This window comes from Planotetraspora phitsanulokensis (genome assembly GCF_016863295.1).
In the GTDB taxonomy this organism is placed as follows: Bacteria; Actinomycetota; Actinomycetes; order Streptosporangiales; family Streptosporangiaceae; genus Planotetraspora; species Planotetraspora phitsanulokensis.
On the sequence record NZ_BOOP01000001.1, the window covers coordinates 66,917 to 90,057 of the forward strand.

Consider the following 23,141-nt stretch of genomic DNA (forward strand, 5'->3'; position numbering starts at 1 on the left):
TATCAGGAGCGCACCCGGTTGGTGCGCTGGACGAGGATGACGGCGATGATGATCAGTCCCTTGAGGACCTGCTGCCAGAAGCTCTGCACGCCGTACAGGTTGAGCAGGTTGTTGATCAGCACGAGCACGAGCACGCCGCCGAACGTGGCGCGCACGGAACCGCGCCCGCCCGCCAGGCTCGCGCCGCCGATGACGCAGGCGGCGATCGCGTCGAGCTCGAACGCCACGCCCACGCTGGGCTGGGCGATGCCCACCCGGCTGGCCAGGACCACGCCCGCCAGCCCGGCGCACGCGCCGCTGATGGTGTAGGCCAGCACCACGTGCCGGCGCACGTTGATGCCGGCGAGCCGTACGGTCTCGGCGTTGCCGCCGATCGCCACGATGGATCGGCCCGGTGGAGTGCGGGTGAGGAAGACGCCTCCCACGGCGAAGACGGCGAGCATGATGAGGGTGCTCACCGGCACGGGCCCCAACGTCGCCGAGCCGAGCGTGAAGAACCCCGGGTCCTCGGGGGCGATGGGCACCTCGGAGTAGACGAAGGCGAGCCCGCGGATCGTCGTCAGCGCGGCCAGTGTGACGACGAACGGCGCCAGCTCGAACCTCGCGATCAGCGCGCCGTTGACCAGGCCGAAGCCGATGCCCGACACGACGCCCACCGCCATGGCGACCGGGATCGGAAGGCCGGAGACGAGCCCGGCGGTGACGATGCCGGAGAAGGCCACGATGGAGCCCACCGACAGGTCGATGCCGCCGGTGAGGATGACGACCAGCATCCCGAACGACAGCAGGCCGGTCGTCACCATCTGCTTGAGCAGGTTCGTCAGGTTGGTCGGGGTGAGGAACGTGTCCGCCGTCAGCGCGGCCACCACCACGAGCAGGGCGATGAGCGCGACGAACGCGGTCGCCACCGTGATGTCGCGTCCGGCGAGGACCAGGCGGGGGAGCCTGCGGGGGTCGGTCGGAGTGAGCGCCGGCTCGGTGAGCTGCCCGGTCATGCGGCCTGTCCAATCGCGTGCGCGAGGATCTCGTCCTCGGTGGTCCGGTCCGAGCGCAGCTCGCCGGTGACGCGGCCCTGGTTCATCACGAGGATCCGGTCGGTGGCGCCCAGCACCTCGGTGAGGTCGGAGGAGATGAGCAGGACGGCGAGGCCGCCGCGGGCGAGATCGTCGATCATGCGGTAGATCGCGATCCGGGTCGACATGTCCACGCCTCGCGTCGGCTCGTCGAGGATGAGCACCCGGGGCTCGGCCAGCAGCCACTTGGCCAGGACGGCCTTCTGCTGGTTGCCGCCGCTGAGGTTGACGACGCGCATCGAGGCGCAGTGTTCCGGCTGGATGCTCAGCCGCTCGATCATCTCGCCGACCCGCTCGCGTCGCCGCGCGGCGTCGATCAGCGGGCCGCGCCGCATGCCGTACATCGTGGTGAGGCCGATGTTGTCCAGCACGCTCATGCCGCCGACCAGGCCCGTGCGCTTGCGGTCCTCGGTCACCAGCGCGAGCCCGGCCGCGATCGCGTCGGACGGCGCGCGGAACCGCACGTCCCCGCCCGCGATCTTCACCTGGCCGGACGTCGCGGGCTCGGCGCCGAACACGCAGCGGGCCAGCTCGCTGCGGCCGGAGCCGACCAGGCCGAACAGTCCCACGATCTCCCCGGCGCGCAGGGCGAAGGAGACGTCCTCGAACTCACCCCGGCGGGTGAGTCCGTGGACGCTCAGCCTGACCTCGCCGGGATCGGCGCGGCGGTCGGGGTAGATCTGCTCCAGCCGCCGTCCCGCCATGAGGCCGATCAGCTCGCTCTCGCTGGTCCGCGAGGGCTCGGTCGTCGCGATCACGCGGCCGTCCTTGACGACGACGATGGTCGTCGCCAGCTCCATCACCTCGGCGAGCCGGTGGGAGACGTAGATCACGAGCACTCCGCGCTCGCGCAGCCGCCGGACGAGCGCGAACAGCGACTCGAGGTCGCTTCCCGCGAGTACGGCGGACGGCTCGTCGAGCACCAGCACCCGGGGCTCGGCGACCAGGGCCTTCGCGATCTCCACCATCTGCTGCCTGGCCACCGACAGCCGCCCGGCGAGGGAACGCGGGTCGATCGCGCCGAACCCGATGCCGTCGAGCAGCTCCTTCGCGCGGGCGTGCGCCGCCGTCCAGTCGATCAGCCCGCGCCGCTTCGGAAAGCTCCCCATCAGCAGGTTCTCGGTGACCGAGAGGCCGGGGACGATGGACAGCTCCTGGTAGACGGTGCGGATGCCGCGGGCGTGCGCGTCGTGCGGGGTCCGCAACTCCACCGCCTCGCCGTTCAGCCGCATCTCGCCCGCGCTCATGGGCTGCGCACCCGAGAGGATCTTGATGAGCGTCGACTTGCCGGCCCCGTTCGCGCCGACCACGGCGAGCACCTCACCGGGACGTCCCACGAGGTCGACCCCGTGCAGCACCTCGACGCCGCCGTAGTCCTTGCGCACGCCCCGGAGCTCGAGGGTCATCCGAACGCCTCCATCACGAGCACCGTCTTCTGCCTGGTGAAGTCGAGGACCGTCTCGTGCAGACCCTCGCGGTGGCCGCCGGTGTCCTTGGTGCCGCCGAACGGCAGGTTCTCCGCGCGCAGCGCGGTCGAGCCGTTGATGACCACGCCGCCCACGTCGAGGTGTCTGGCCAGGGTGAACGCCCGGGAGACGTCCCGGGTGAACACCGCGGCGTGCAGGCCGTACGGCGACTCGTTGGCCATCCGCACCGCCTCGGCGGGATCGGCGAAGCGGGCGACGGGCGCCACCGGGCCGAAGATCTCCTCGGCGAACGCCGGGCTGGCCGCGGGGACGTCCACCAGCACGGAGGGGTCGACGAACGCCCCGCGCCTGGCGCCGCCCGCGACGAGCCGCGCGCCGTCCTCGACGAGCCTGCCGACCGCGGCCTCCACACGTTCGGCCGCCTCCTCGGTGATCAGAGGGCCGACGTCGGTCGACTTGAGCAACTGGTCGCCCACCGTGAGCTTCGCGGTCTGGGCGAGCAGCGAGGCGACGAAGGCGTCGTGCACGCCGTCCTGCACGTAGACCCGCTTGACCGCGCAGCAGATCTGGCCGTTGCCGCGGGCGAGCCGGCCGAGGACGACCGCCTGGGCGGCCTCGTCGACGTCGGCGTCGTCGCAGACGATGAGCGCGTCGTTGCCGCCGAGTTCCAGGAAGACCTTCTTCAGCGTGCCCGACGCCAGGCGGGCGATCTCGCGACCGGCGTGGGTGCTGCCGGTGAGGCTCACCGCCGCGACGCCGGGCGACTCCGCCAGAGCCTGGGACACCTCCACCCGGCCGGTGACGAGCCGGTGGGCGTGCGGTGGCGCCCCCGCCTGCTCCACGAGCTCGGCCACCCGGATCAGCGCGAGCGGGCAGTGCGCGGGCGGCTGGACCACGACGGCGTTCCCGGCCGCGAGCGCCGCGGCCGCCTTGTGCGCGTAGAGCTCGACGGGGTAGTTGAACGGCACGAGTGCCGCCACCACGCCCAGCGGCTCGCGCATGGTCACCGCCAGGTGCCGCTCCAGGCCCGGCACGGCGTCGAGTGGGATCTGCCGTCCGAACAGCCGGGTGGCCTCGCCCGCATATCCCCGGAAGATCCGGACCGCGGCCTCGACCTCGCCCCTCGTCTGCTGCACCGGCTTGCCGTTCTCCTCGGCGAGCAACGTGGCGAGGCTCTCCTGTTCCGCCTCGATGAGGCCGGCCACCCGGAACAACAGGGCGGCACGCTCGTGGGCGGGCATGGCGGCCATCGCGCGCTGCCCCTCCTGGGCGTCGCCGACGACCCCGGCCACCGCCTCCGGGGTCATGGCCTCCACTTCCCCGAGTGCTCGTCCTGTGCCGGGATTGCGGACGGTGATGGCCGGCCCCGCTGACGATTGGGACATCCTGGTCGACTCCTCAGATGAGTGTGCTGTCTCGTCCGTTGGGTGTTCTGGTGCCTGTTCTGGCGTCTGCTTTGGTGTGCCGGGGGATCACGTAGCCGATCCGGCGGCTGATGTCGGCGGCCATGGCGAGCGCGGTCGGCGCCAGGCGATGGCAGTCGTCGAGGCTGAACCGGTTGGCGGGGGCCGAGACGCTGAACGCGCCCACGGGCTGGCCGGAGGCGTTCATGAGGGGCAGCCCCACGCAGCGCACGCCCTCCTCGTTCTCCTCGTCGTCGATCGCGTAGCCGCGCTCGCGCACGACGCGCAGCTCGGCGAGCAGGGCGTCGCCGGTGAGCGTCCTCGGGGTACGCCGTTCCAGCGGGCCGGCCAGGATCTCCTCGGCCCGCCGCTCGTCGAGGGACAGGACGGCCTTGCCCATCGCGGTGCTGTGCAGCGGCGACGTGCTGCCGATCCGGGAGACCAGCCGGACGGACTTGGCGCTCTCGACCTTGTCGACGTAGACGATCTGATCGCCGACCGGGACGCCCAGATGGACCGTCTCGCCGCTCAGCTCGACCAGCTCGACCAGGTACGGCCGGGCCGCCGCACGCAGGCCGTCCTCTTCGAGGTACTGACCCGCGAGCGTGATCAGCGTGACGCCCAGGTGGTACGAGCCCGCCGCGTCGCGGTCGAGCACGCCCAGCTCGAGCAGCGACGTCACATATCTGTGCGCCGTGCTGACCGCGATGCGGGCCTGCCCGGCGAGCTCACCCAGCGAGACGCCGGCCGGGCCGGCTTCCGACACGGCATTGATGAGCTCGAAGGCCTTGTCGACACTCGAGGATTTCCGCCCGCTCTTCATTCGAGTAACTCGAATCCATTTTCATATTTCTGGAATATTTTGCGATGGTTACACCCGGAATCGGTCATGTCAACCCTTTGATGGCGGGGGTATTCGACCGGATATGAGGGGTGTCGCCGGCGGTGCCGTACAGGCCTGCTGAGCTGGGGGGACGATGTCGTGCGGAGATATGCGATCCGACCCGTCCACATGGTGGGCCGAATTTCTCCAAGCGACTGAATTATGTCGCTATGTACGATCTGTCATGGCGAGTGCGTTGATGAAATCGACCGTCCTCTGTGCTGCTGGATAATTACCCTCGGAACGTATGGTTTATGGCCGACCACTAAATTCGATAAATGGTGCCGCGCTTTCGGCTCGAGATCATCCGCAAGTTGTCGATCAAGAGGAAGATCTGATTCGGCGAGGGCATAATGGGCGACATGGCCATGCCGTTGCCCAGCCGATACGCCGATCTTCCTGACAGGGTTCCGGAGTCTCTGGCGGCACTGCACGGCCCAACTGAGGGCGTGGTCTCCCTGCCGATTCACCTGTGCTGGTCCGTCTACCGGACATCTGATGGACGTCTGGCCCAAACTGCGCAGGCTTCTCGGTCCCGCCTACCGAGACGTGTGGGAGAGCCGCTTTCCGGAGTTGCGAGAGATCGCTGAGGCGTGCGAACCCGAGCTGCGTGCAGAGCTTCACCGGGCACGTGAAGCCGTTCGCGAAGCGCTGACGACCTGATGGACATGCCGCCGGCGGGCTCGCCGGCGCATATGACGATCTGGGCTGAAGAGGCTCAGAGGCCCTCGGCGAGCAGGTGGCGGAGGTAGCGGTCGGGAGCGGCGAGGAAGTCGCGGGTCAGCGTGACGGGCAGCGACTCGTCGTAGACGACCGGCGCGATTCCTTCACCGTCCAACTGCAGGATCGTGGCACCGGGAAGGGCCAGCAGGATCGGGGAGTGGGTCGCGATGACGAACTGCGAACCCTGGCGAACCAGGTCGGCGATCCTTGCCAGTACGGCCATGCAGCCGCGTACCGAGAGCGCGGCCTCGGGCTCGTCGAGGATGTACAGGCCCTGCGGCCCGAATCGATGGGTGACCAGATCGAGGAACGACTCGCCATGAGAGCGCTCATGGGGGGATACGCCGCCGTACGACGGCAGCAGCGGTACCGGGCCGATCTCGTCGAGGCGCTCGATCTCCGTCGCGACGTTGTAGTAGGACTCGGCGCGCAGGAAGTATCCGGTCCGGGGTTTCCTCAGCCCCCAGCCGACGACGAGATGGTCCGCGAGTCGCGATTCGCTGGCCCGTGTCGCGAACTGGAAGGACTGCGAGCCGCCCTCCGCGTTGAAGCCGCAGGCCACGGCGACGGCCTCGACGAGTGTCGACTTGCCCGAGCCGTTCTCGCCGACCAGGAACGTGACGGCGGGTGAGACCTCCAGGCCGGGAGACCGTGCCAGCCAGGCGACCACGGGCAGGTCGAAGGGGTAGCCCTCGTGAATCCGTCCTGTGTCCAGACGGATGTCGCGGATGAATCCGGCGCCCTTCACCGTCACGAGGATAGCCACGCCGCGGCGGGCTGCCGAGGATCAGGGGACCCGCGTCCGGCGGCGCGCCCGGACCTCGATAATGCCCCGCGTGAACCTTCGCGGATTGTGCGTCCTCCTCCTCACGGCGCTGACAGCCGTATCCGTCTCCGGGTGCGGCGTCGCCTACCGGCTGACGGGACGAGAGGCGTTCGATATTCCCAGCATCTCGATGGAGCCGACGATCAAGAAGGGCGACCACGTCGTCGCGCGCCTCACAGACGGCGGCTACGCGCCCCACGAAGGGGACGTCATCATCTACAAGGCCCCGCCGTTCTGGGCACCCGCCATCCCGGGTGAGACGCACATCGCCCGAGTGATCGGCACGCCGGGCGTCGACGTGCGGTGTTGTGACGACGCAGGGCATCTCGATCTGGACGGCAGGCCGCTCGATGAGCCGTACATCGCGTCGGCGAAGGCGTCCGCCGCCGCGTTCGACGTCACCGTGCAGCCCGGGCATCTGTGGATCATGGCGGACAACCGCGACGTGGCCATCGATTCGCGCGCCCACCAGGCCGACGCGGACAAGGGCACGATTCCGCTGTCGGACGTCGTCGGCGTCGTCGACGTGCCCGATCAGGCGGGATGACGCCTACGCGAACGTGAGCGCAGCCCCTGTTCTGATCGACGTACGGGCGGCGGCGATCAGCCGCAGACAGGTGAACGACTCCACTCCGTAGCGCTGCCACCCTGCCGAGGGGTCGCTGACGTCGCCCTCCGCGGCGTCGCACACGGCGTCCGACCACGGGTCCAGGTCGTCGGGAAGCTCGAGCAGGCGCGCGAGCCGGAGACATTCGTCCAGCAGCCGATGGGACGAGCCGAGGTAATCGCCGACGACCCGTTCACCGATGATCACCGGCTGGAAGTCGAGGGGAACGTAGTACCCCTCGGCGTCGCTGTGGTGCACAAGGTGGTCGAAACCGCCGCGGGCGGCTTCCGGAGAGCCGACGACGGTCACGGTGTCCGCGACCACGACCGCGTGAGACGGGTCTCCCTCGTATGCCTGCAGTAGGAGGGGGTCGTGGCTCGCGTCCTCGCCGCCCGGGGGCGGCAGCACGCCTGTGGCGGCGACGTGCACGGCGAGCCTGCGCAGGTAGTGAAGGCCGCTGTACCCGTACATCTGCTCTTCGAAAGCGCCCGCCGGATCGACGGCCGGCTCGTGCCAAGCGGGGAGGCCGGCCGCCTTCAGCGTCGCCGTGACCATGGCGAGCTCGCCCCGATAGTGGTCGATGCCCTCCTCGTCGTCCAGATAAGTGAGGATGCCGACGAACACGTCCAGTCCCATGGCGCAGATCATGGCCGAGGCCACCGACAAATCGGGCCCGCACCGGATTAAGTGAATCCTTAGGTGCCCGTTGACAGTGCCGCCGCACGGGAGTCCACTTGGCCGACCACCCACAAGTCACAGGGGGTCCGCCATGCAGGTTCCCGCGCCGGTGGAGTACGAGCGCGCGACCAGCGTCGATCACGCCATCGGTCTGCTGGAGCGGCTGGGAGGCGCCGCCCGCATCGTCGCGGGCGGCCACAGCCTGCTCCCCATGATGAAGCTCCGGCTGGCGAGCCCGGAGTACCTGATCGACATCAACGACCTCCACGGCGAACTCGGGTACATCCGGGTCGAGCAGGCAGAGGTCCGCATCGGGGCGATGACCCGGCACCGGGAGCTCCTCGAGTCCGGCGAGCTCGCCGAGGTGTTCCCCGTCTTCCGGGACGCCGAGCGCGTCATCGCCGACCCGGTCGTCCGCAACCGCGGCACCCTGGGCGGCTCGCTGTGCCAGGCCGATCCGTCCGAGGACCTGTCGGCCGTCTGCACCACCCTCGGGGCGAGCTGCGTCATCCGGGGCGGCGCGGGGGAGCGGGTCGTGACGATGGAGGAGTTCTACCGCGGGCCGTACGAGACGGCCGTCGAGGACGCCGAGATGCTCGTCGAGATCCGCATCCCGGTACGGCCAGGCGGGTCCAGCGCGTACGAGAAGGTCGAGCGCCGCGCGGGGGACTGGGCGATCGTGTCCGCGGGAGCCGCGGTGTGGCTCGACGGCGGGCTGATCGCCGACGCGCGGGTCGGTCTGGCGGCGGTCGGGCCGAACACGACGGGTCTGCCGGCGGTGTCGGACGCCCTGCGCGGCAGGGAGCCGTCGGAGGAGCTCTACGAGCAGGCGGGCACCCTCGCGGCCGAGAACTGCAGCCCCGTCACCGACATGCGCGGCAGCGCCGACTACAAGCGGCACCTCGCCAAGGAGCTCACCGGCCGCGCCCTGCGCCGGTCCGTCGCCCGGATCAACGAGAGGGGCTGACATGCAGGTTTCCATGATCGTCAACGGTGAGGAAGTCACCAGGGAGATCGAGGGCCGGCTGCTCCTCGTGCACTTCCTGCGCGACCATCTCGGCCTGACCGGCACCCACTGGGGATGCGACACGAGCAACTGCGGCACCTGCGTGGTGTGGCTCGACGGAGAGCCGGTCAAGTCGTGCACCGTGCTCGCCGCGATGGCCGGAGGCCACGAGGTGCGCACGGTGGAGGACCTCGAGCGGGGTGGTGAGCTCGATCCCGTGCAGCGCGGCTTCATGGAGTGCCACGGCCTGCAGTGCGGATTCTGCACCCCCGGCATGATGATGACGGCCCGGGCCCTGCTCGACCGCAATCCGGATCCGTCGGAGGAGGAGATCCGCGAGGCCATCTCCGGGCAGATCTGCCGGTGCACCGGCTACGCCACCATCGTCCGCTCGGTGAAGTGGGCGGCCGCGCACGAGGCGAGCACACCCGCTGGAGGTGCGTCATGACCACCACCGACGAACGGCCGGCCGGATTCGAGAACAACGACCACAAGCCGATCGGCCACGGCCGGATGCTCCGCAAGGAGGACCCGAGGTTCATCCGCGGCAGGGGCAACTACGTCGACGACGTGCAGCTGCCGGGCATGCTGCACTGCGCGATCCTGCGCTCTCCCGTGGCGCACGCGAGGATCGTGAGCATCGACACCAGCGCGGCCGAGGCGCATCCCAAGGTCAAGGCGGTCGTCACCGGGGCCGCGCTGACGGAGCTGGGCCTGGCGTGGATGCCCACGTTGTCGGGCGACGTGCAGGCCGTGCTCGCGACGGACAAGGTGCGCTTCCAGGGGCAGGAGGTCGCGTTCGTCGTGGCGGAGGACCGTTACGCCGCGCGCGACGCGCTCGAGCTGATCGACGTCGAGTACGACGTGCTCGACCCCGTGGTCGACGTCCGCACGGCCCTCGACCCGAGCGCGCCGGTGATCCGCGACGACCTGGACGGAAAGCAGAACAACCACATCTTCGACTGGGAGACCGGTGACGAGGCGGCCACCGAGGCGGTGTTCGCGAGCGCGGACGTCGTCGTCAGCGAGGACATCGTCTACCCCCGTGTGCATCCCGCCCCCATGGAGACGTGCGGCTGCGTCGCCGAGTACGACCGCATCGACAGCCGGCTGACGTTGTGGTCCACGAGCCAGGCGCCCCACGCCCACCGGACGTTGTACGCGATCGTCGCCGGGCTGCCCGAGCACAAGATCAGGGTCATATCGCCCGACATCGGCGGAGGCTTCGGGGGCAAGGTCCCGATCTATCCCGGGTACGTCTGCGCGATCGTCGGATCGATCGTCACGGGCAAGCCGGTGAAGTGGATGGAGGACCGCTCGGAGAACCTCACGAGCACGGGCTTCGCCCGCGACTACATCATGCGGGGTGAGATCGCGGCCACCAGGGACGGGAGGATCCTGGCCGTCCGCACCAACGTGCTCGCCGACCACGGAGCCTTCAACGGGGTCGCCGCCCCGGTCAAGTACCCCGCCGGGTTCTTCGGCGTCTTCACCGGCAGCTACGACCTGCAGGCCGCGTACTGCAAGATGACGGCCGTCTACACCAACAAGGCGCCGGGCGGCGTGGCCTACGCGTGCTCGTTCCGCATCACCGAGGCGGTCTACCTCATCGAGCGCATCGTCGACTGCCTGGCGTACGAGCTCGAGATGGACCCGGTCGAGCTGCGCATCAAGAACTTCATCCAGCCCGACCAGTTCCCGTACCGGACCAAGACCGGGTGGGTGTACGACTCGGGCGACTACGAGCCCACCATGCGCAAGGCGCTGGAGCTCGCCGGGTACGAGGAGCTGCGCAGGGAGCAGGTCGAGCGGCGCGCCCGCGGCGAGCTGATGGGCATCGGCGTCTCGTTCTTCACCGAGGCGGTGGGTGCCGGTCCCCGCAAGGACATGGACATCCTGGGCCTCGGCATGGCCGACGGATGCGAGCTGCGGGTGCATCCGACCGGCAAGGCGGTCGTGCGGCTCTCGGTGCAGTCGCAGGGCCAGGGACACGAGACGACGTTCGCGCAGATCGTCGCGGAGGAGATCGGCATCCCGCCCGCCGACATCGACGTCGTGCACGGCGACACCGACCAGACCCCGTTCGGCCTGGGCACGTACGGCAGCCGATCCACCCCGGTGTCCGGCGCGGCGGCCGCCCTGGTCGCGCGCAAGGTGCGCGACAAGGCGCGGATCATCGCCTCCGGCATGCTGGAGGTGTCGGTCGCCGACCTCGAGTGGGTGAAGGGCGCCTTCCACGTCAAGGGCGACCCGGAGAAGTCCGTCACCATCCAGGACATCGCGATGAGGGCGCACGGCGCGGGCGACCTGCCCGAGGGGATCGAGGGCGGGCTGGAGGCGCAGATCTGCTACAACCCCGAGAACCTCACCTACCCGCACGGGGCCTACATCTGCGTCGTCGACATCGATCCCGGCACAGCCCAGGTCAAGGTCCGCCGGTTCGTCGCGGTGGACGACTGCGGCACCCGCATCAACCCGATGATCATCGAGGGACAGGTGCACCGCGGCCTGACCGACGGCGTGGGCATGGCGCTCATGGAGATGATCGCCTTCGACGAGGACGGCAACTGCCTGGGCGGATCCCTGATGGACTACCTCATCCCGACCGCGCTCGAGGTGCCGGACTGGGAGACCGGCTTCACCGTGACGCCGTCGCCGCATCACCCGATCGGCGCGAAGGGCGTCGGGGAGTCCGCCACCGTCGGCTCCCCACCGGCGATCGTCAACGCGGTCGTCGACGCGCTCAAACCCTTCGGCATCCGCCACGCCGACATGCCGCTCACCCCCTCCCGGGTGTGGGACGCCATGCGCGGCGTGCCGCGGCCGCCGGTCTGACCGGGCGGAGCACCGATGGCCCCCACCATTTCCGCTCGGATGAAGGAACTGACCGACGACCGGGTTCCCTTCGTCCACGCGGTCGTGGTCCGCGCCCAGTTCCCGACGGCCGTGAGCGCGGGCGACGACGCGATCGTCCTGCCCGACGGCTCCATCGAGGGGTTCGTCGGCGGCCAGTGCGCCGAGAGTTCCGTACGGACGGCGGCTCTCGGCGCGCTCCAGGACGGGCAATCCGTGCTGCTGAGGGTGCTTCCCGAGGATGATCTGGACTTTCCCGAGTCCCCGGGGGCCCGGATCGTGGTCAACCCCTGTCTGTCCGGAGGCGCCCTGGAGATCTTCCTCCAGCCCCAGTTGCCGCCGCCGGTGCTCTGGGTCGTCGGCGACTCGCCCATCGCCGAGGCGCTCGCCGCGCTCGCGCGCTCGCTGGACTTCTCCGTACGGAGGACCCGGGATGAGCGGGGGCCCGCCGGCGCGACCGCGGTCGTGGTGTCGAGTCACGGACGCGATGAGATCCCGGCCGTCCGCGCGGCCCTGGACGCCGGGGTCGGCTTCGTCGGGCTGGTGGCCAGCAGCAGGCGCGGCGCGGCCGTGCTCGCGGAGATGGGGCTGAGCGAGGCCGAGCGCCGGCGGATTCACACGCCCGTCGGTCTCAGGATCGGCGCCCGGACCGCGCAGGAGATCGCGCTGTCGGTCCTGGCGGAGATCGTCGCCGCCGTCCGGACCCAGGGGCTCGCCCCCGCCCACAGGGGCGGTCAGGCGGAGGCGCTGGAGCCCGGGCCCGCGTACGGCACGCAGGTGGTCGATCCGGTCTGCGGCATGACCGTGACGATCGCCGCGGACACGCCGCACCTGGTCGCCGATGGCGAGCACGTGTGGTTCTGCGGCACCGGTTGCCGCGACCGGTACGCGTCGTCCGGTGGCGGGCGGTAGGGACGTGGGGGATCGCGTCGTCGGCGACACCGCCGACATCAGGCGGCGGCTCGACGAGGTCGGGTACCTCGTCGACGAGGGCACGGCGTCGGCCCTGTTCCTCGCGCTCAGCCTCGGCAGGCCGCTCCTGCTCGAGGGTGAGCCGGGTGTGGGGAAGACGACGGCGGCCAAGGCGCTGGCCCGCGCCCTCGACACGCCGCTGATCCGGCTGCAGTGCTACGAGGGGCTGACGGTCGGCGAGGCGCTCTACGAGTGGAACCACCAGCGCCAGCTGCTCGCCATCCGGCTCGCCGAGTCGCGGCAGGACAGGCTCAGGGACGCCGACCTGTTCACCGCGGAGTTCCTGCAGGAGCGGCCGATCCTGCGGGCGGTCAGGCATGACGGGCCGGTCCCGCCGGTGCTGCTCATCGACGAGATCGACCGGGCCGACGACGAGTTCGAGGCGCTGTTGTTCGAGTTCCTCGGCGAGTCCGCGATCACGATCCCCGAACTCGGCACGTTCACCGCGAAGCGTCCGCCGATCGTCGTTTTGACCTCCAACCGCAGCAGGGACCTGCATGACGCGCTCCGGCGGCGTTGCCTGTACCACTGGATCGACTTCCCGTCGCCGGAGCGGACGGTGGAGATCCTCCGGCGTTCCGTGCCCGCCGCGAACGAGCCGCTGATCAGGTCGGCCGCCGAGTTCGTCGGCCGGGTGCGCGGCTACGACCTCGACAAGGCGCCGGGCATGGCGGAGGCCATCGACTGGGTCTCGGCCCTGTCCGCGCTCGGGGCCACCGAACTGGTCCGGGAGGACGTCGTCCGGACGCTCAGCGCCGTCGCCAAGACTCCGGACGATCGGGAGACGATCACCGGTGCGCTCGACCAACTGGTGGGAGGGGCCCGTGGCGCGACCGCCTGAGCGACGGCGCATCGGACGGGGCGGATCCGGACGTGGCGGATCCGGACGGGGCGGATCCGGGACGGGCGTCGCGGGAGAGGACTCACAGGAGATGCCGGGAGAAGGCACAGGGAGAGCTGCTCATGAAGATTGCCCATGACTTCACCGTCAGCGTTCCGATCGAGCGGGCGTGGGCGGTGCTGACCGATCTCGAGGCCGTCGCGCCCTGCATGCCCGGAGCCCAGCTGACCGGCGTGGACGGCGGGGTCTACTCCGGGAAGGTGAAGGTCAAGGTCGGCCCGGTCGTGTCCGAGTACGCCGGGACCGTCCGGTTCGCCGAGAAGGACGACGCCGGCCACCACGCCGTGATCGACGCCAAGGGGCGCGACTCGCGGGGTGCGGGAACCGCGGCGGCGGTCATCACCGCCCAGCTCACGGCCCAGGGCGAGCAGACCGTCGTCACCGTCGACACCGATCTGAAGATCTCCGGCAGGATCGCGCAGTTCGGCAGCGGGATGATCAAGGAGGTGTCGCAGAAGCTGCTCGGCCAGTTCGTCGAGCGGCTAGAGGACAAGCTCGCCACCGACCTCTCCACGGCCTCGGCCGATTCGGAGGGCATCCCGGCAGCAGCGGAGACCGTCTCCGCGGAGGGCGCGCCGCTAGAGCTCGGCACGGGGCAGGCCACCGAGGGCCGGCCTGCCGAGGGACAGATCGCCGAGGGAGGGCCTGCCGAGGGGCGGCCCGCTGAGGGGCGGCCCGCTGAGGGTTCGGCCACGCCGCCCGCCGGCGCCCCGTCCGGCGAGCCGGAGCGAACGGGCACGGCTCCCGGGAGCTCGGACTCCGGCGCGGCGGGCGCGGAACCCGGGACGACCGCCAGGCGGGTGGTCGCGCCGGAACCGGAGCCGCTCGACGTGATGAGCGTGGCGGGCGGGTCGCTCTACAAGCGGGCGATTCCCGTGCTCGTCGTGCTCATCATTGTCGTGGTCGTCGCCGTCTATCTCCTCGTCTCGTGAACCCGCCGGGCGGGCCCGAGCCGTACGGCGCCGCGTCGAAGGCGGTGCGCGAACCGGCGCGTCATGCCCGCTGACCGGCGGGCCGGCCTGTTGCCCGGCGTCGACCGCGCGGCGCTCGCCGTCGCGCTGGCGGACCGTCTCCGGCGACGGGGCGTCCCGGTGGGGTTCACGGCGACGGAAGACTTCGTCCGCGGGCTCGAGGTCTCGCCGCCGGACTCCGTTTCGGACCTTTACTGGACGGCGCGCATCACGTTCGTCCGGCGGCACACGGAGCTGGAGGCCTTCGACGCCGTGTTCGCGGCCGTGTTCGGCGGGGTGGTGACGGCGCTCGACCCGAACGCGCGGCGGCGCAGGGTCCCCGAGCCCGGTGGTGACGACGCCTTCGCCCCCGTCCCCGCGCCGTCCGCCGAGGTCGAAGGCGGGGGCGGGCTGCCGTGGGTGACGTTGCCGCCGGTGACCGCCGAGGCCGAGACGGCCTTCACCGCCCAGGCCGTGCCCGAACGGCTCCCCAGCGACGTCGAGGGGCTCGCCGACGTGCCGTTCGAACAGCTCGACGAGCGGGCGGCCGAGGTGCTCGGCGAGTGGCTGCGGGCGGCCGTGGCGGCCTGGCCCACCAGGCGCAGCAGGCGGACGGCGACGGGTCCCCGGGGACGCCGCGTCTCGGTGCGCGCCACGGCCGAGCGGTCCCGCCGCACCGGATGGGAGCCGTTCCACCTGGTGCGGGAGCGGCCCGTCGACAAACCGCGCCGGGTCGTCATGCTGTGCGACGTCAGCCAGTCGATGCAGGCGCAGGCGGCGGCCTACCTCCACATGATGCGTGCTCTGGCGCTGGTCGCCGGCGCGGAGGTGTTCGCGTTCGCGACGTCCCTGACCCGCCTGACCCCGGCGCTGACGCACCGGTCGGCGGCCGTCGCCGTCGAACAGGCCACGGAGAAGGTCGCCGACCGGTTCGGCGGGACCCGGATCGCCGCGAACGTCCACGCGCTGCTGGCCTCCCACCACGGGGCCAAGCTGCGCGGCGCCATCGTGATCATCGGTTCGGACGGATGGGACAGCGATGATCCGGAGTCCCTGGCGGCCGGGATGGCTCGGTTGCGCCGGCGCGCCCATCGCGTGATCTGGATGAACCCCCGGGCCTCCGCCCCCGGCTTCGAGCCGACCGTGGCGGGCATGGCGGCCGCCCTGCCGTACTGCGACCGGCTGCTGCCCGCCGACACCTTCCGGTCCTTGCGGCAGGTGATCGACGAGGTCTCCCGGATCCGCTGAGGGCCGTGATGGCAGGGCTGGTCGGCGCGATCGGCGCCATCGTCGTCTTCACGCTGGCGGTGTATCTCCCCTCCCCGGACCAGGCGTCCGTTGGCGCGACGACCCTCTCCGCCCCGCCCTCCCCGCCGGCGGGGCAGAAGACGCCGGACGAGCAGGAGCGGGAGCCGGAGGAGCAACGCTTCCCCGCGGGGACCGTGATCCCGCTTCCCATCGGCCGAGAGGTGCGCGACCAGCTGAGCGCCGCCGCGCGGGCGGTCGTCGACCCCTCGGGACCCGCGAAGGGAGCCGTGGACGTGGCGACGAGCGGCACGATCTATTTCGGGGTGGTCTACGGCGAGACCCCGGAAACCGACACACGCTACGTGTTCGCACAACTTGATCGAGAGTATCTCTGGAGCCAGGAAGGCGACCGCCCGTGGCGGTATCTGGGCGACCGGGACGGGAGCCGGTGCACTCGGACCGTCTCGTCGGTCTCGTTCGTCCCGCGTGTGGTCGCCAGAGCCTGGGGCCTCAATCTCGATCCCCCCGTACTCGACTGCTGACGGGTTCTAGCTCCACAGCGTGACGTGGATCGACGGGCGGAACCGTCCGATGTTGACCCCGGGGCCGCGCAACATGGCCTGCGTGGCGCGCGGGGTGGTGACGAACCGGACGAGCTCGTCGGCCGCCGTGGAGGCGCCGCGCTCATCGAGCGTCAGCGTGGCCCAGGAGCCGTCGAAGCGGAGCGACGGCCCGGCGAGCCGGACGAGGCGGCCGTTCGCCAGATCGCGGGACACCGCGAAGGAGACCGTCGGCGCGACGCCGTTGCCCCGCATGACCTCCTCGAGAGCCGCCGCGTGGCTCTGGAAGATCTGCTGGCGCGACTCGGGGACGTTGATCCGGCGCAGAACCGCGGGGATGGCGCCGATGTCCACCGCGGCCGACGGCCCGAGCAGCCACGTCTCGTCCCGCAGCCGGCGGGGGGTGACGTCGGTCTTGGCGAGTGGATGGTCGGGGGAGGCCACCACGATCACCTGGTAGTTGAGGAACGGCCGCCGGACCAGCGAGTCGTCGGCGTTCCCCGCGTTCGGGCCGATGGCCACGTCGACGGCCCGCGAGTTCAGCAGGGTGCCGAACTTCCGCGGGTCGTGCACGCTGAGCTCCACGTCGAGGTCGGCGGCCCGTCCGGCGAACAGGCCGATCAGCCCGGGCGCCGCGTGCTCGGCGAACAGGCTCGACGCGCCGATGCGCAGCAGTCGCCTGCCCCGTGAGGCCTGGCCGACCTCGATGATCGTGCGCTCCTGGAGGCTGAGCATCTCGGCCGCCCGGCTCGCGAGCCGCAGGCCGCCGGGAGTGAAGGCCAGCCCGGACGCGGTCCGTGCGTAGAGCTGGTCGCCCAGTTCCTTGCGCAACTGGCTGACGTGCAGGGAGACGGCGGCTTCCGACACCTCGAGCTCCGCCGCCGCGTGCTTGACCGATCCGAGCCTGACCACGGCGGCGAACGCGCGGAGCTGGGTGGGCGTCATGGGGCAAACGCTACGTCGTACGGCGGTCCGCGCTCTACTGGCTGATCGTTTTCCGCGGCCGCCCGCCAGGGGCCGGCGGGTCAGGCGAGTTCGGCGCGGGCGGCGTCGAGGAAGGCGACCTTGGGGCCCTGCAGGTGGTCCCAGATCGGCTCATCCGCCTGCTCCTCCCAGAGGATGTCGTTGATCGCGACGACGTAGGCGCGGGCGCGCTCGTGGAGGGACGCGCCGAACAGAACATGGATCATGCGTTCGCGGACCCACAGCTCGTCCATGACGTCCCTGGCGTCCGCGAGCCATTCGGGCGTGGGTGTGGCACGCCGTTCCTCGGCGGTGCGCTCGCCCTGCTGGGTGACCTGGATGAACCGGCGCAGCTCTTCGAGCCGCTCCGCCCTGCGCGCCTCGGCCGTCTGGGCGGTGGCGCGCCACTGCTCGGTACGGCCGGCATGACGCAGGGAGGTGATCTGGGCAAGGTAGGACAGGCCGCCGCCGAGGCCGACTCCGGCCAGGGACGCCACGGACACCAGAACGTCTGCCGCCATGAATGGTGCGTATCAAAGATCACAATGCCGCGCCAGTGGTCCGTCCGCGGGGCCCGCGGACGGGTGCGGTCAGGAGGCGGTGCGCCTGACCAGCGCCCAGGCGGCCATCGCCACGACCCCCGGCACCGCGACGTTGAGCAGGAAAACGGGGATCTCCTCGGCGACCGTGTATCCCGCGGCCCGCACCCCGATCACCAGGTTGACCAGGCACAGCAGCACCCACAGGGGGGCGAGGACGGCCGCCGCGGTCGCCGCGCTCCGGGCGGGGGACGGCTTCGGCGTAAGGAGACCGGCCAGGAGCAGGATGGCGCCCCACAGGGCCAGCCCGGCCGCGAACACGGCCGGAGCCCGGCCGGTCTGGATGACCGGGCCGCCGTCCCAGAGCGTCGAGGAGGCGAGCGCGCCGAGACCGGCGACGACGGCGGGGACGCCGAACACGGGAAGCAGGGCCAGTGCCTCCTCCGCGGGGCGGTAGCCCGCGGACACGACTCCGAGCCAGGTGTTGACCATCGAGACGACGAGCCAGACGACGAGGAAGACCGCGGCGGCCGTCACGCCGACCCCCTCGAAGGGGGCCCGGACGAACAGCGAGGTCAGCAGGAAGAGCGCGGCGAACAGTAGGACGCCGGCCAGGAGGAATCTCGGAAGGCGCACGCCTGTCCCGCTATGCCCGGATCGTCATGCGGGAGACGCGGTCACCCGCGACGCGGAAGGAGAAGTGGCTCGGGCCGTTGAAGCCGTTGCCGCCCACCTGCGCGGTGACCACGGTCTCGTCGCCGCGCCGCTCGACCCGCTCGACGGCCAGGGTGACCTGCTTGCCGATGAACTCCGCGTCGCTCCACGCCTGGATCCGGCTCGCTCCACGGAACTCGCGGCCCCAGTCGTCGACGACGCCGTCATCGGTGAAGCCCGCGAGGAACGCGGCGAGGTCGCCCTCGTTCGCGGCGTCCAGCAGCGCCTGGACCGCCGGTTCGACCTCGTACGTCATGTCGGTTCCCCTTCTTCTGACCGCCTTTCGGCGGGCGGTTGTGTTCCGTCGGCCTGACCGGCCGGTCCGGTGATCACCGGCCAGCGCCGCCAGATCGCAACATGCAGGATGATTCCCGCGCCGATGCCGTTGAGCGCCGCGAACGTGACCCATTCGTCGGGCGTCGCGTGTTGCCAGCCGACGCCCCGCGCGTATGCGGACAGCGCCCAGTACAGCAGGGCGGCGACGGCGCCCATGAGGGCCAGGGCGCAGGTGCGGCCGGGCAGTGGCCGCAACCTGGTCGCCGGCCAGGCCTCGAAGAGCATCCCAACAATGAGGACGGCGGTGATCACCGTACCGCAGAGCGCCGTGATCCGGCCGGGCTCCCACCCGAGGGGGTGACGCAGCACGGCGTAGGTCGCCCAGCCGAGGAGGATCACCGCCGCGTTGCCGGCGGCCAGCCGCGGTCCGCGCCGCCGGATGGCGGTGAACGGCCGGCCGCGCAGGGCCACGAAGAACACCATCTGCCAGACGCCGAGAGCCGTCAGCCAGGCGCCGTAGACCCCGGCGGGGAACGGCCCGCCCGGGTCGTGGAGGGATGTACCGGCCGCCGCCGCGTCGTCCACGTCGACGAGGAGCAGGTATCCGGCGGTGCCGACCACGTAGCACAGCACCACGGCCGCGAGGCCGGACCGGAAACGGCCGAGGCCGCGCAGCGGCCAGCCCTCCGACACCAGGGTCAGCTGGAGGATGGCCGTGAACACGCCGACGGCCAGCGGCATCGTGCTCGGGAACGTCGGGACGTGCCCGGCGCGCGGCCGGGCGTCCATGAGCACCCCCAGATCGACGCCGCTCACGATGGCCTGGCCGACCACGGTGAGGCACGCTCCGGCCGCGACCACGATGAGCGTGTCGGTGAGACCGGACCAGCCGGCGCGCAGCGCGCTGCCCGGCCAGTCCTCCCACCAGAACGCGATCATCGCGACGGCCGGCAGGGCGAACGTGGTGAGCGGCCCGAGCACCCGCAGCGACGCCTCCGCGCCACCCGCGCCGAAGGAGATCAGGAAGGAGAGCGGGATCACGAACGTCAGCCCCGCGAGGCCGAGCAAGGGCTGGACGCGTCCCTGTGCGGGTGCGGAAGCCGTTTCCGGAGCGCTCAGGGCCGGCTGCGCCGGCAGGGGCGCGGCGCCGCGGTAGGCGGGCCGGGAGGCGGTGCGAGATGGCACGACAGCAGGATGGCCGGTCGGGGTGGCCGGCTTCTTTCCTGAAGTTGCTCAAGGAGCCGGGAAAATTGCCCTCTGCCGGGCGCGGAAGGCGATGATCTCGGCCGGGCGCCGTCTCGGACCTCTCGTCAGACCTTCGGAGAAGGGAGGCGCCCGGGGTGCCCGGGCCGGCGTCAGAGGAGGGAGGCGCCCGGGGTGCCCGGGCTGTCGGCTTTCGCCCTGCCCGCCATCCCGGCGATCGATCGGGTGATGCTCGCGGATATGGCGTGCGCCGTCTTCCTGACCATTCCCGCGACCTCCGGGGTGACCGTGCTCACCGACGGCCCCGCCACGCCCACCGCCATGCAGATCCTGCCGTCGGGCCCGAAGACGGGAGCGGCGGCGCAGGCCACGCCTTCGGCGAACTCCTCCCGCGAGAAGGCGAGGCCGCTGCGCCGTACCGTCTGGAGTTCGCGGTCGAGGGCGGCCGGCCCGGCGAGCGTCCTGCGGGTCATCCTCTGCATGGCGCCGAGGTCGCGGAAGCTCGTATTGAGCTCGTTGTTGAACGCGAGGAGCACCTTGCCCGTGGCGGTGCAGTGCAGCGGCGCCCGATCGACGTCGTCCGAGGGCGAGCTCACACGGGTGTGACCGTAGACGCGCTCGACGTAGGCGACCTCCAGCCCCCGGGAGACGGCCAGGTTCACCGTCTGACGGGTCAGCTCGTATAAGCGGATCATGTACGGCAGGACGATGCGCCGGGTGCCCGGAATGGTCCGGGGCCCGGGGCCGGTCAGGCTGATCAGCTGGTCTCCGATGGCGTAGTCGATGCCGATCCGCCTGGCGAACCCCTTCCTGCACAGCACCCCGAGCAGGCGATGGGCGGTCGTCTTCGGCAGCCCCGTCCTCCTCGACAACTCCGCCAGGCTCACCGGCTGAAGAGCCGTGCTCAGCGACGTGATGATCGTTATGGCCTTCTCCAGACTGCTCGGCTGGTCAGGCATCAGATGTCGTGACAGTGGTGATTCCTCGTCGACTACGCTTCGCGGCATTCTTCGCTCGGCACCCGTCCGGTGATGGGAAGGCATGCTCCTGGTGCGGATCAGCCCTGTGGATCAGCAAAGCAAAGCATGACTACCCCCGGCAACGTAACACCACTCTCAGTAGTGGCGGGCCGGTCATGACATGTTCCGTTCTCCGGAATGGAACCTTCAACTTTCCGTAGTCAGTCAATAGCTTGCTGTGTGCATCGGATCTTCTTCGAGGAGGGCGAGCCATGACGGTGGGAATCGAGCAGGCGTCGAGCGAGCGGACCGCCGAGCGGGTGCGGGCGCTGGTCGACCACCATCTGGAGAGGTTCCTCGACGATCACGCCGCGCCGGTCGCCGACCCGGAGGTGACCGGGGCCTACCGTCTGCTGCGCCGGTTCATCCTGGGCGGCGGCAAGCGGATCCGCCCCCTGCTGTGCTACTGGGGATGGCGGGGCGCCGGCGGCGAGGAGTGCGACCAGATCATCTCGGCGGCCTCCGCCCTCGAGCTGTGCCACGCGGGACTGCTCATCCACGACGACATCATGGACGGCAGCGAACTGCGCCGCGGCAGCCCCACCATGCACCGCAGCCTGGCGGGCATGCACGAAGGGCCGGGGGCGAGGTCGTTCGGACGGGCGGCGGCGATCCTGATGGGCGTGCTCACGCTGGCCTGGTCCGACGAGCTGCTGTCGGCCGGAGACGTCGAACAGGCTCGCCTGCGCACCGCGCGCGGGCTGTTCGACCGGCTGCGCACCGAGGTGATCACGGGGCAGTACCTCGACATCCTCGCCCAGGTCCGTGACCTGTCCACGGTCGAGCAGGTCCTGACGGTGATCCGCTACAAGACGGCCAAGTACACCGTCGAGCGCCCGCTGCAGATCGGCGGCGCGCTGGCCGGAGCCGACCCCGTCCTTCTCGAGACCTACTCCCAGATCGGCCTTCCGCTGGGCGAGGCCTTCCAGCTCCGCGACGACGTCCTCGGCATGTTCGGCGACCCGGCCGTGACCGGCAAGTCGGTGCTCGACGACCTGAGAGAGGGCAAGCACACGATCCTCATCGCCCACGCCTTCCAGTACGCGTCGCCCGGCGAGGCGGACCATCTCCGCGCCTGGCACGGCAACGCCGAGCTGACCGAGCAGCGGGCGGCGGAGTTGCGGGAGATCGTGGTGACCACTGGAGCCCTGGCGCGGGTCGAGGCGATGATCGACGAACGCGCCCGCGACGCCCTCGGCGTCCTGTACGCCGCGCCGATCGGCCCCGAGTCCATGAGCGGCCTGGCGGTCCTGGCGGACGGACTCATCAACCGCACCCGGTGACCGCTCGCAGAGCCGGAGATCCGTGACACCGGTCAACTCAGGTAAGCCCAGGTAAGCCCGATAAACCGGACAAAGGGGAACCAGTTCATGGGGCGTGTACTGCTGGCTGCCCCGCGTGGCTACTGCGCGGGCGTCGAACGGGCCATCCTCACCGTGGAGGAGGCCTTACGGCGGCACGGTCCGCCGATCTACGTCCGAAGGCAGATCGTGCACAACACCTTCGTCGTGGACGACCTGTCCCGGCGGGGCGCCGTGTTCGTCGAAGAGCTCGACGAGGTGCCCGACGGCGCGATGGTCATCTTCTCCGCGCACGGCGTCTCCCCGGTGGTCAGGCGGGAGGCCGAGCAGCGAGGGCTCCGAGCGGTCGACGCCACCTGTCCGCTCGTCACCAAGGTTCACAAGGAGGCCGTCAGGTTCGCGGAGGCGGGCCACCGAATTCTCCTCATCGGCCACGCCGAGCACGAAGAGGTGGAGGGGACGCTCGGCGAGGCCGCCGACCGGATCCACGTCGTCGATCCCGCACGGCCGGACGACGTCCACCTGCCCGAGGGTGCGCCGGTGAGCTGGTTGTCCCAGACCACGCTGTCGGTCGACGAGACGATGGGCGCCGTCGCCCGCCTGCGCGAGCGGTTCCCCGGCCTGATCGACCCGCCCAGCGACGACATCTGCTACGCGAGCCAGAACCGGCAGGAGGCCGTGACCGCCATCGCGCCCCGGTGCCAGCTCGTCATCGTGGTCGGCTCGGCGAACTCCTCCAACTCCCAGCGGCTGGTCGACGTCGCCCTCGGCGCGGGCGCCGGCGCGGCTCATCTCGTCGACCGCGCCCACGACGCCGACGAGCGCTGGCTCGAGGGGGTGGACACCGTCGGCGTCAGCTCCGGCGCCTCGGTCCCCGAGCGTCTCGTCGTGGAACTGCTCGACTGGCTCGCCGCACGCGGATTCGCCGACACGACCCCGGTCACCCTCGCCGAGGAGACCCTGACGTTCTCCCTTCCCCCTGGGCTCCGCGACCGGAGCCGGTAGTCCACGCCGGG

The 23,141-nt window shown here is 70.8% G+C and carries 23 protein-coding genes; 11 read left to right on the top strand and 12 right to left on the bottom strand.

Features of this window, described 5'->3' with window-relative positions:
- Window positions 1-2 precede the first annotated feature (2 nt).
- The 5 genes from Pph01_RS00295 to Pph01_RS00315 form a co-directional block, all read right to left on the bottom strand.
- Entirely contained in the window at window positions 3-995 is a 993-nt protein-coding gene (locus Pph01_RS00295; protein WP_204070846.1) for an ABC transporter permease, read from the bottom strand.
- Window positions 992-2,479 carry a sugar ABC transporter ATP-binding protein gene (locus Pph01_RS00300; protein WP_204070847.1) on the bottom strand — a complete coding sequence of 496 codons (1,488 nt, stop codon included), beginning with the start codon at window positions 2,477-2,479 and terminating at the stop codon, window positions 992-994. Before Pph01_RS00300 ends, Pph01_RS00295 begins: the two co-directional genes overlap by 4 nt.
- A complete protein-coding gene (locus Pph01_RS00305) occupies window positions 2,476-3,885 on the bottom strand; it encodes an aldehyde dehydrogenase family protein (protein ID WP_204070848.1) in 1,410 nt (469 codons plus the stop codon). The genes Pph01_RS00300 and Pph01_RS00305 overlap by 4 nt, the downstream gene beginning before the upstream one ends.
- Window positions 3,886-3,898: 13 nt before the next feature.
- On the bottom strand, window positions 3,899-4,726 hold the full coding sequence (locus Pph01_RS00310) for an IclR family transcriptional regulator (RefSeq protein WP_204070849.1): 828 nt from the start codon (window positions 4,724-4,726) through the stop codon (window positions 3,899-3,901).
- A gap of 778 nt (window positions 4,727-5,504) precedes the next feature.
- Complete coding sequence (locus Pph01_RS00315; RefSeq protein ID WP_239116311.1) at window positions 5,505-6,257, bottom strand: AAA family ATPase; 753 nt, start codon at window positions 6,255-6,257, stop codon at window positions 5,505-5,507.
- A gap of 88 nt (window positions 6,258-6,345) precedes the next feature.
- On the opposite strand from Pph01_RS00315, the gene lepB reads away from it, so the two are divergent.
- The gene (gene lepB, locus Pph01_RS00320; protein ID WP_204070851.1) at window positions 6,346-6,882 is read left to right on the top strand and encodes a signal peptidase I; all 537 of its coding nucleotides are present in this window, start codon (window positions 6,346-6,348) and stop codon (window positions 6,880-6,882) included.
- A 3-nt stretch (window positions 6,883-6,885) separates the two neighbouring features.
- On the opposite strand, the gene Pph01_RS00325 is transcribed toward lepB, so the two are convergent.
- Complete coding sequence (locus Pph01_RS00325) at window positions 6,886-7,578, bottom strand: putative DNA-mimic protein (RefSeq protein ID WP_204070852.1); 693 nt, start codon at window positions 7,576-7,578, stop codon at window positions 6,886-6,888.
- A 133-nt stretch (window positions 7,579-7,711) separates the two neighbouring features.
- On the opposite strand from Pph01_RS00325, the gene Pph01_RS00330 reads away from it, so the two are divergent.
- The 8 genes from Pph01_RS00330 (at window position 7,712) to Pph01_RS00365 (ending at window position 16,092) form a co-directional block, all read left to right on the top strand.
- Window positions 7,712-8,587: an FAD binding domain-containing protein gene (locus Pph01_RS00330; RefSeq protein WP_204070853.1), complete on the top strand. Its 876-nt coding sequence runs from the start codon at window positions 7,712-7,714 to the stop codon at window positions 8,585-8,587.
- Window position 8,588: 1 nt separating this feature from the next.
- The gene (locus tag Pph01_RS00335; protein WP_204070854.1) at window positions 8,589-9,074 is read left to right on the top strand and encodes a (2Fe-2S)-binding protein; all 486 of its coding nucleotides are present in this window, start codon (window positions 8,589-8,591) and stop codon (window positions 9,072-9,074) included.
- Window positions 9,071-11,461 (top strand): aerobic carbon-monoxide dehydrogenase large subunit, encoded by a 2,391-nt coding sequence (locus Pph01_RS00340; RefSeq protein WP_204070855.1) that lies wholly within the window; start codon window positions 9,071-9,073, stop codon window positions 11,459-11,461. Before Pph01_RS00335 ends, Pph01_RS00340 begins: the two co-directional genes overlap by 4 nt.
- Before the next feature lie 15 nt (window positions 11,462-11,476).
- The gene (locus tag Pph01_RS00345; protein ID WP_204070856.1) at window positions 11,477-12,391 is read left to right on the top strand and encodes an XdhC family protein; all 915 of its coding nucleotides are present in this window, start codon (window positions 11,477-11,479) and stop codon (window positions 12,389-12,391) included.
- Window positions 12,378-13,292 carry an AAA family ATPase gene (locus Pph01_RS00350; RefSeq protein WP_239116312.1) on the top strand — a complete coding sequence of 305 codons (915 nt, stop codon included), beginning with the start codon at window positions 12,378-12,380 and terminating at the stop codon, window positions 13,290-13,292. Before Pph01_RS00345 ends, Pph01_RS00350 begins: the two co-directional genes overlap by 14 nt.
- Before the next feature lie 122 nt (window positions 13,293-13,414).
- A complete protein-coding gene (locus Pph01_RS00355) occupies window positions 13,415-14,284 on the top strand; it encodes an SRPBCC family protein (protein WP_204070858.1) in 870 nt (289 codons plus the stop codon).
- Window positions 14,285-14,347: 63 nt separating this feature from the next.
- Window positions 14,348-15,550 carry a vWA domain-containing protein gene (locus Pph01_RS00360; RefSeq protein ID WP_204070859.1) on the top strand — a complete coding sequence of 401 codons (1,203 nt, stop codon included), beginning with the start codon at window positions 14,348-14,350 and terminating at the stop codon, window positions 15,548-15,550.
- A 5-nt stretch (window positions 15,551-15,555) separates the two neighbouring features.
- The gene (locus tag Pph01_RS00365; protein WP_204070860.1) at window positions 15,556-16,092 is read left to right on the top strand and encodes a hypothetical protein; all 537 of its coding nucleotides are present in this window, start codon (window positions 15,556-15,558) and stop codon (window positions 16,090-16,092) included.
- A gap of 6 nt (window positions 16,093-16,098) precedes the next feature.
- Here the strand turns inward: Pph01_RS00365 and Pph01_RS00370 are convergent, their stop codons facing one another.
- The 6 genes from Pph01_RS00370 to Pph01_RS00395 all read right to left on the bottom strand — a co-directional run bounded on the left by Pph01_RS00370 (window position 16,099) and on the right by Pph01_RS00395 (window position 20,764).
- Window positions 16,099-17,055 (bottom strand): LysR family transcriptional regulator, encoded by a 957-nt coding sequence (locus tag Pph01_RS00370; protein WP_204070861.1) that lies wholly within the window; start codon window positions 17,053-17,055, stop codon window positions 16,099-16,101.
- Between the two features lie 80 nt (window positions 17,056-17,135).
- The gene (locus Pph01_RS00375) at window positions 17,136-17,594 is read right to left on the bottom strand and encodes a hypothetical protein (RefSeq protein WP_204070862.1); all 459 of its coding nucleotides are present in this window, start codon (window positions 17,592-17,594) and stop codon (window positions 17,136-17,138) included.
- Window positions 17,595-17,663: 69 nt separating this feature from the next.
- Window positions 17,664-18,248, bottom strand: coding sequence for a hypothetical protein (locus Pph01_RS00380; protein ID WP_204070863.1), 585 nt, complete (start codon window positions 18,246-18,248; stop codon window positions 17,664-17,666).
- Between the two features lie 10 nt (window positions 18,249-18,258).
- On the bottom strand, window positions 18,259-18,582 hold the full coding sequence (locus tag Pph01_RS00385) for a nuclear transport factor 2 family protein (protein ID WP_204070864.1): 324 nt from the start codon (window positions 18,580-18,582) through the stop codon (window positions 18,259-18,261).
- Complete coding sequence (locus tag Pph01_RS00390; RefSeq protein WP_204070865.1) at window positions 18,579-19,787, bottom strand: hypothetical protein; 1,209 nt, start codon at window positions 19,785-19,787, stop codon at window positions 18,579-18,581. The genes Pph01_RS00385 and Pph01_RS00390 overlap by 4 nt, the downstream gene beginning before the upstream one ends.
- Window positions 19,788-19,957: 170 nt before the next feature.
- On the bottom strand, window positions 19,958-20,764 hold the full coding sequence (locus Pph01_RS00395) for an IclR family transcriptional regulator (protein ID WP_204070866.1): 807 nt from the start codon (window positions 20,762-20,764) through the stop codon (window positions 19,958-19,960).
- Window positions 20,765-21,036: 272 nt separating this feature from the next.
- Between Pph01_RS00395 and Pph01_RS00400 the strand changes: the two genes are divergently transcribed.
- Both Pph01_RS00400 and Pph01_RS00405 read left to right on the top strand, forming a co-directional pair.
- A complete protein-coding gene (locus Pph01_RS00400; RefSeq protein WP_204070867.1) occupies window positions 21,037-22,107 on the top strand; it encodes a polyprenyl synthetase family protein in 1,071 nt (356 codons plus the stop codon).
- Window positions 22,108-22,194: 87 nt separating this feature from the next.
- Window positions 22,195-23,130: a 4-hydroxy-3-methylbut-2-enyl diphosphate reductase gene (locus Pph01_RS00405; RefSeq protein ID WP_204070868.1), complete on the top strand. Its 936-nt coding sequence runs from the start codon at window positions 22,195-22,197 to the stop codon at window positions 23,128-23,130.
- The last annotated feature ends 11 nt before the right edge of the window (window positions 23,131-23,141 follow it).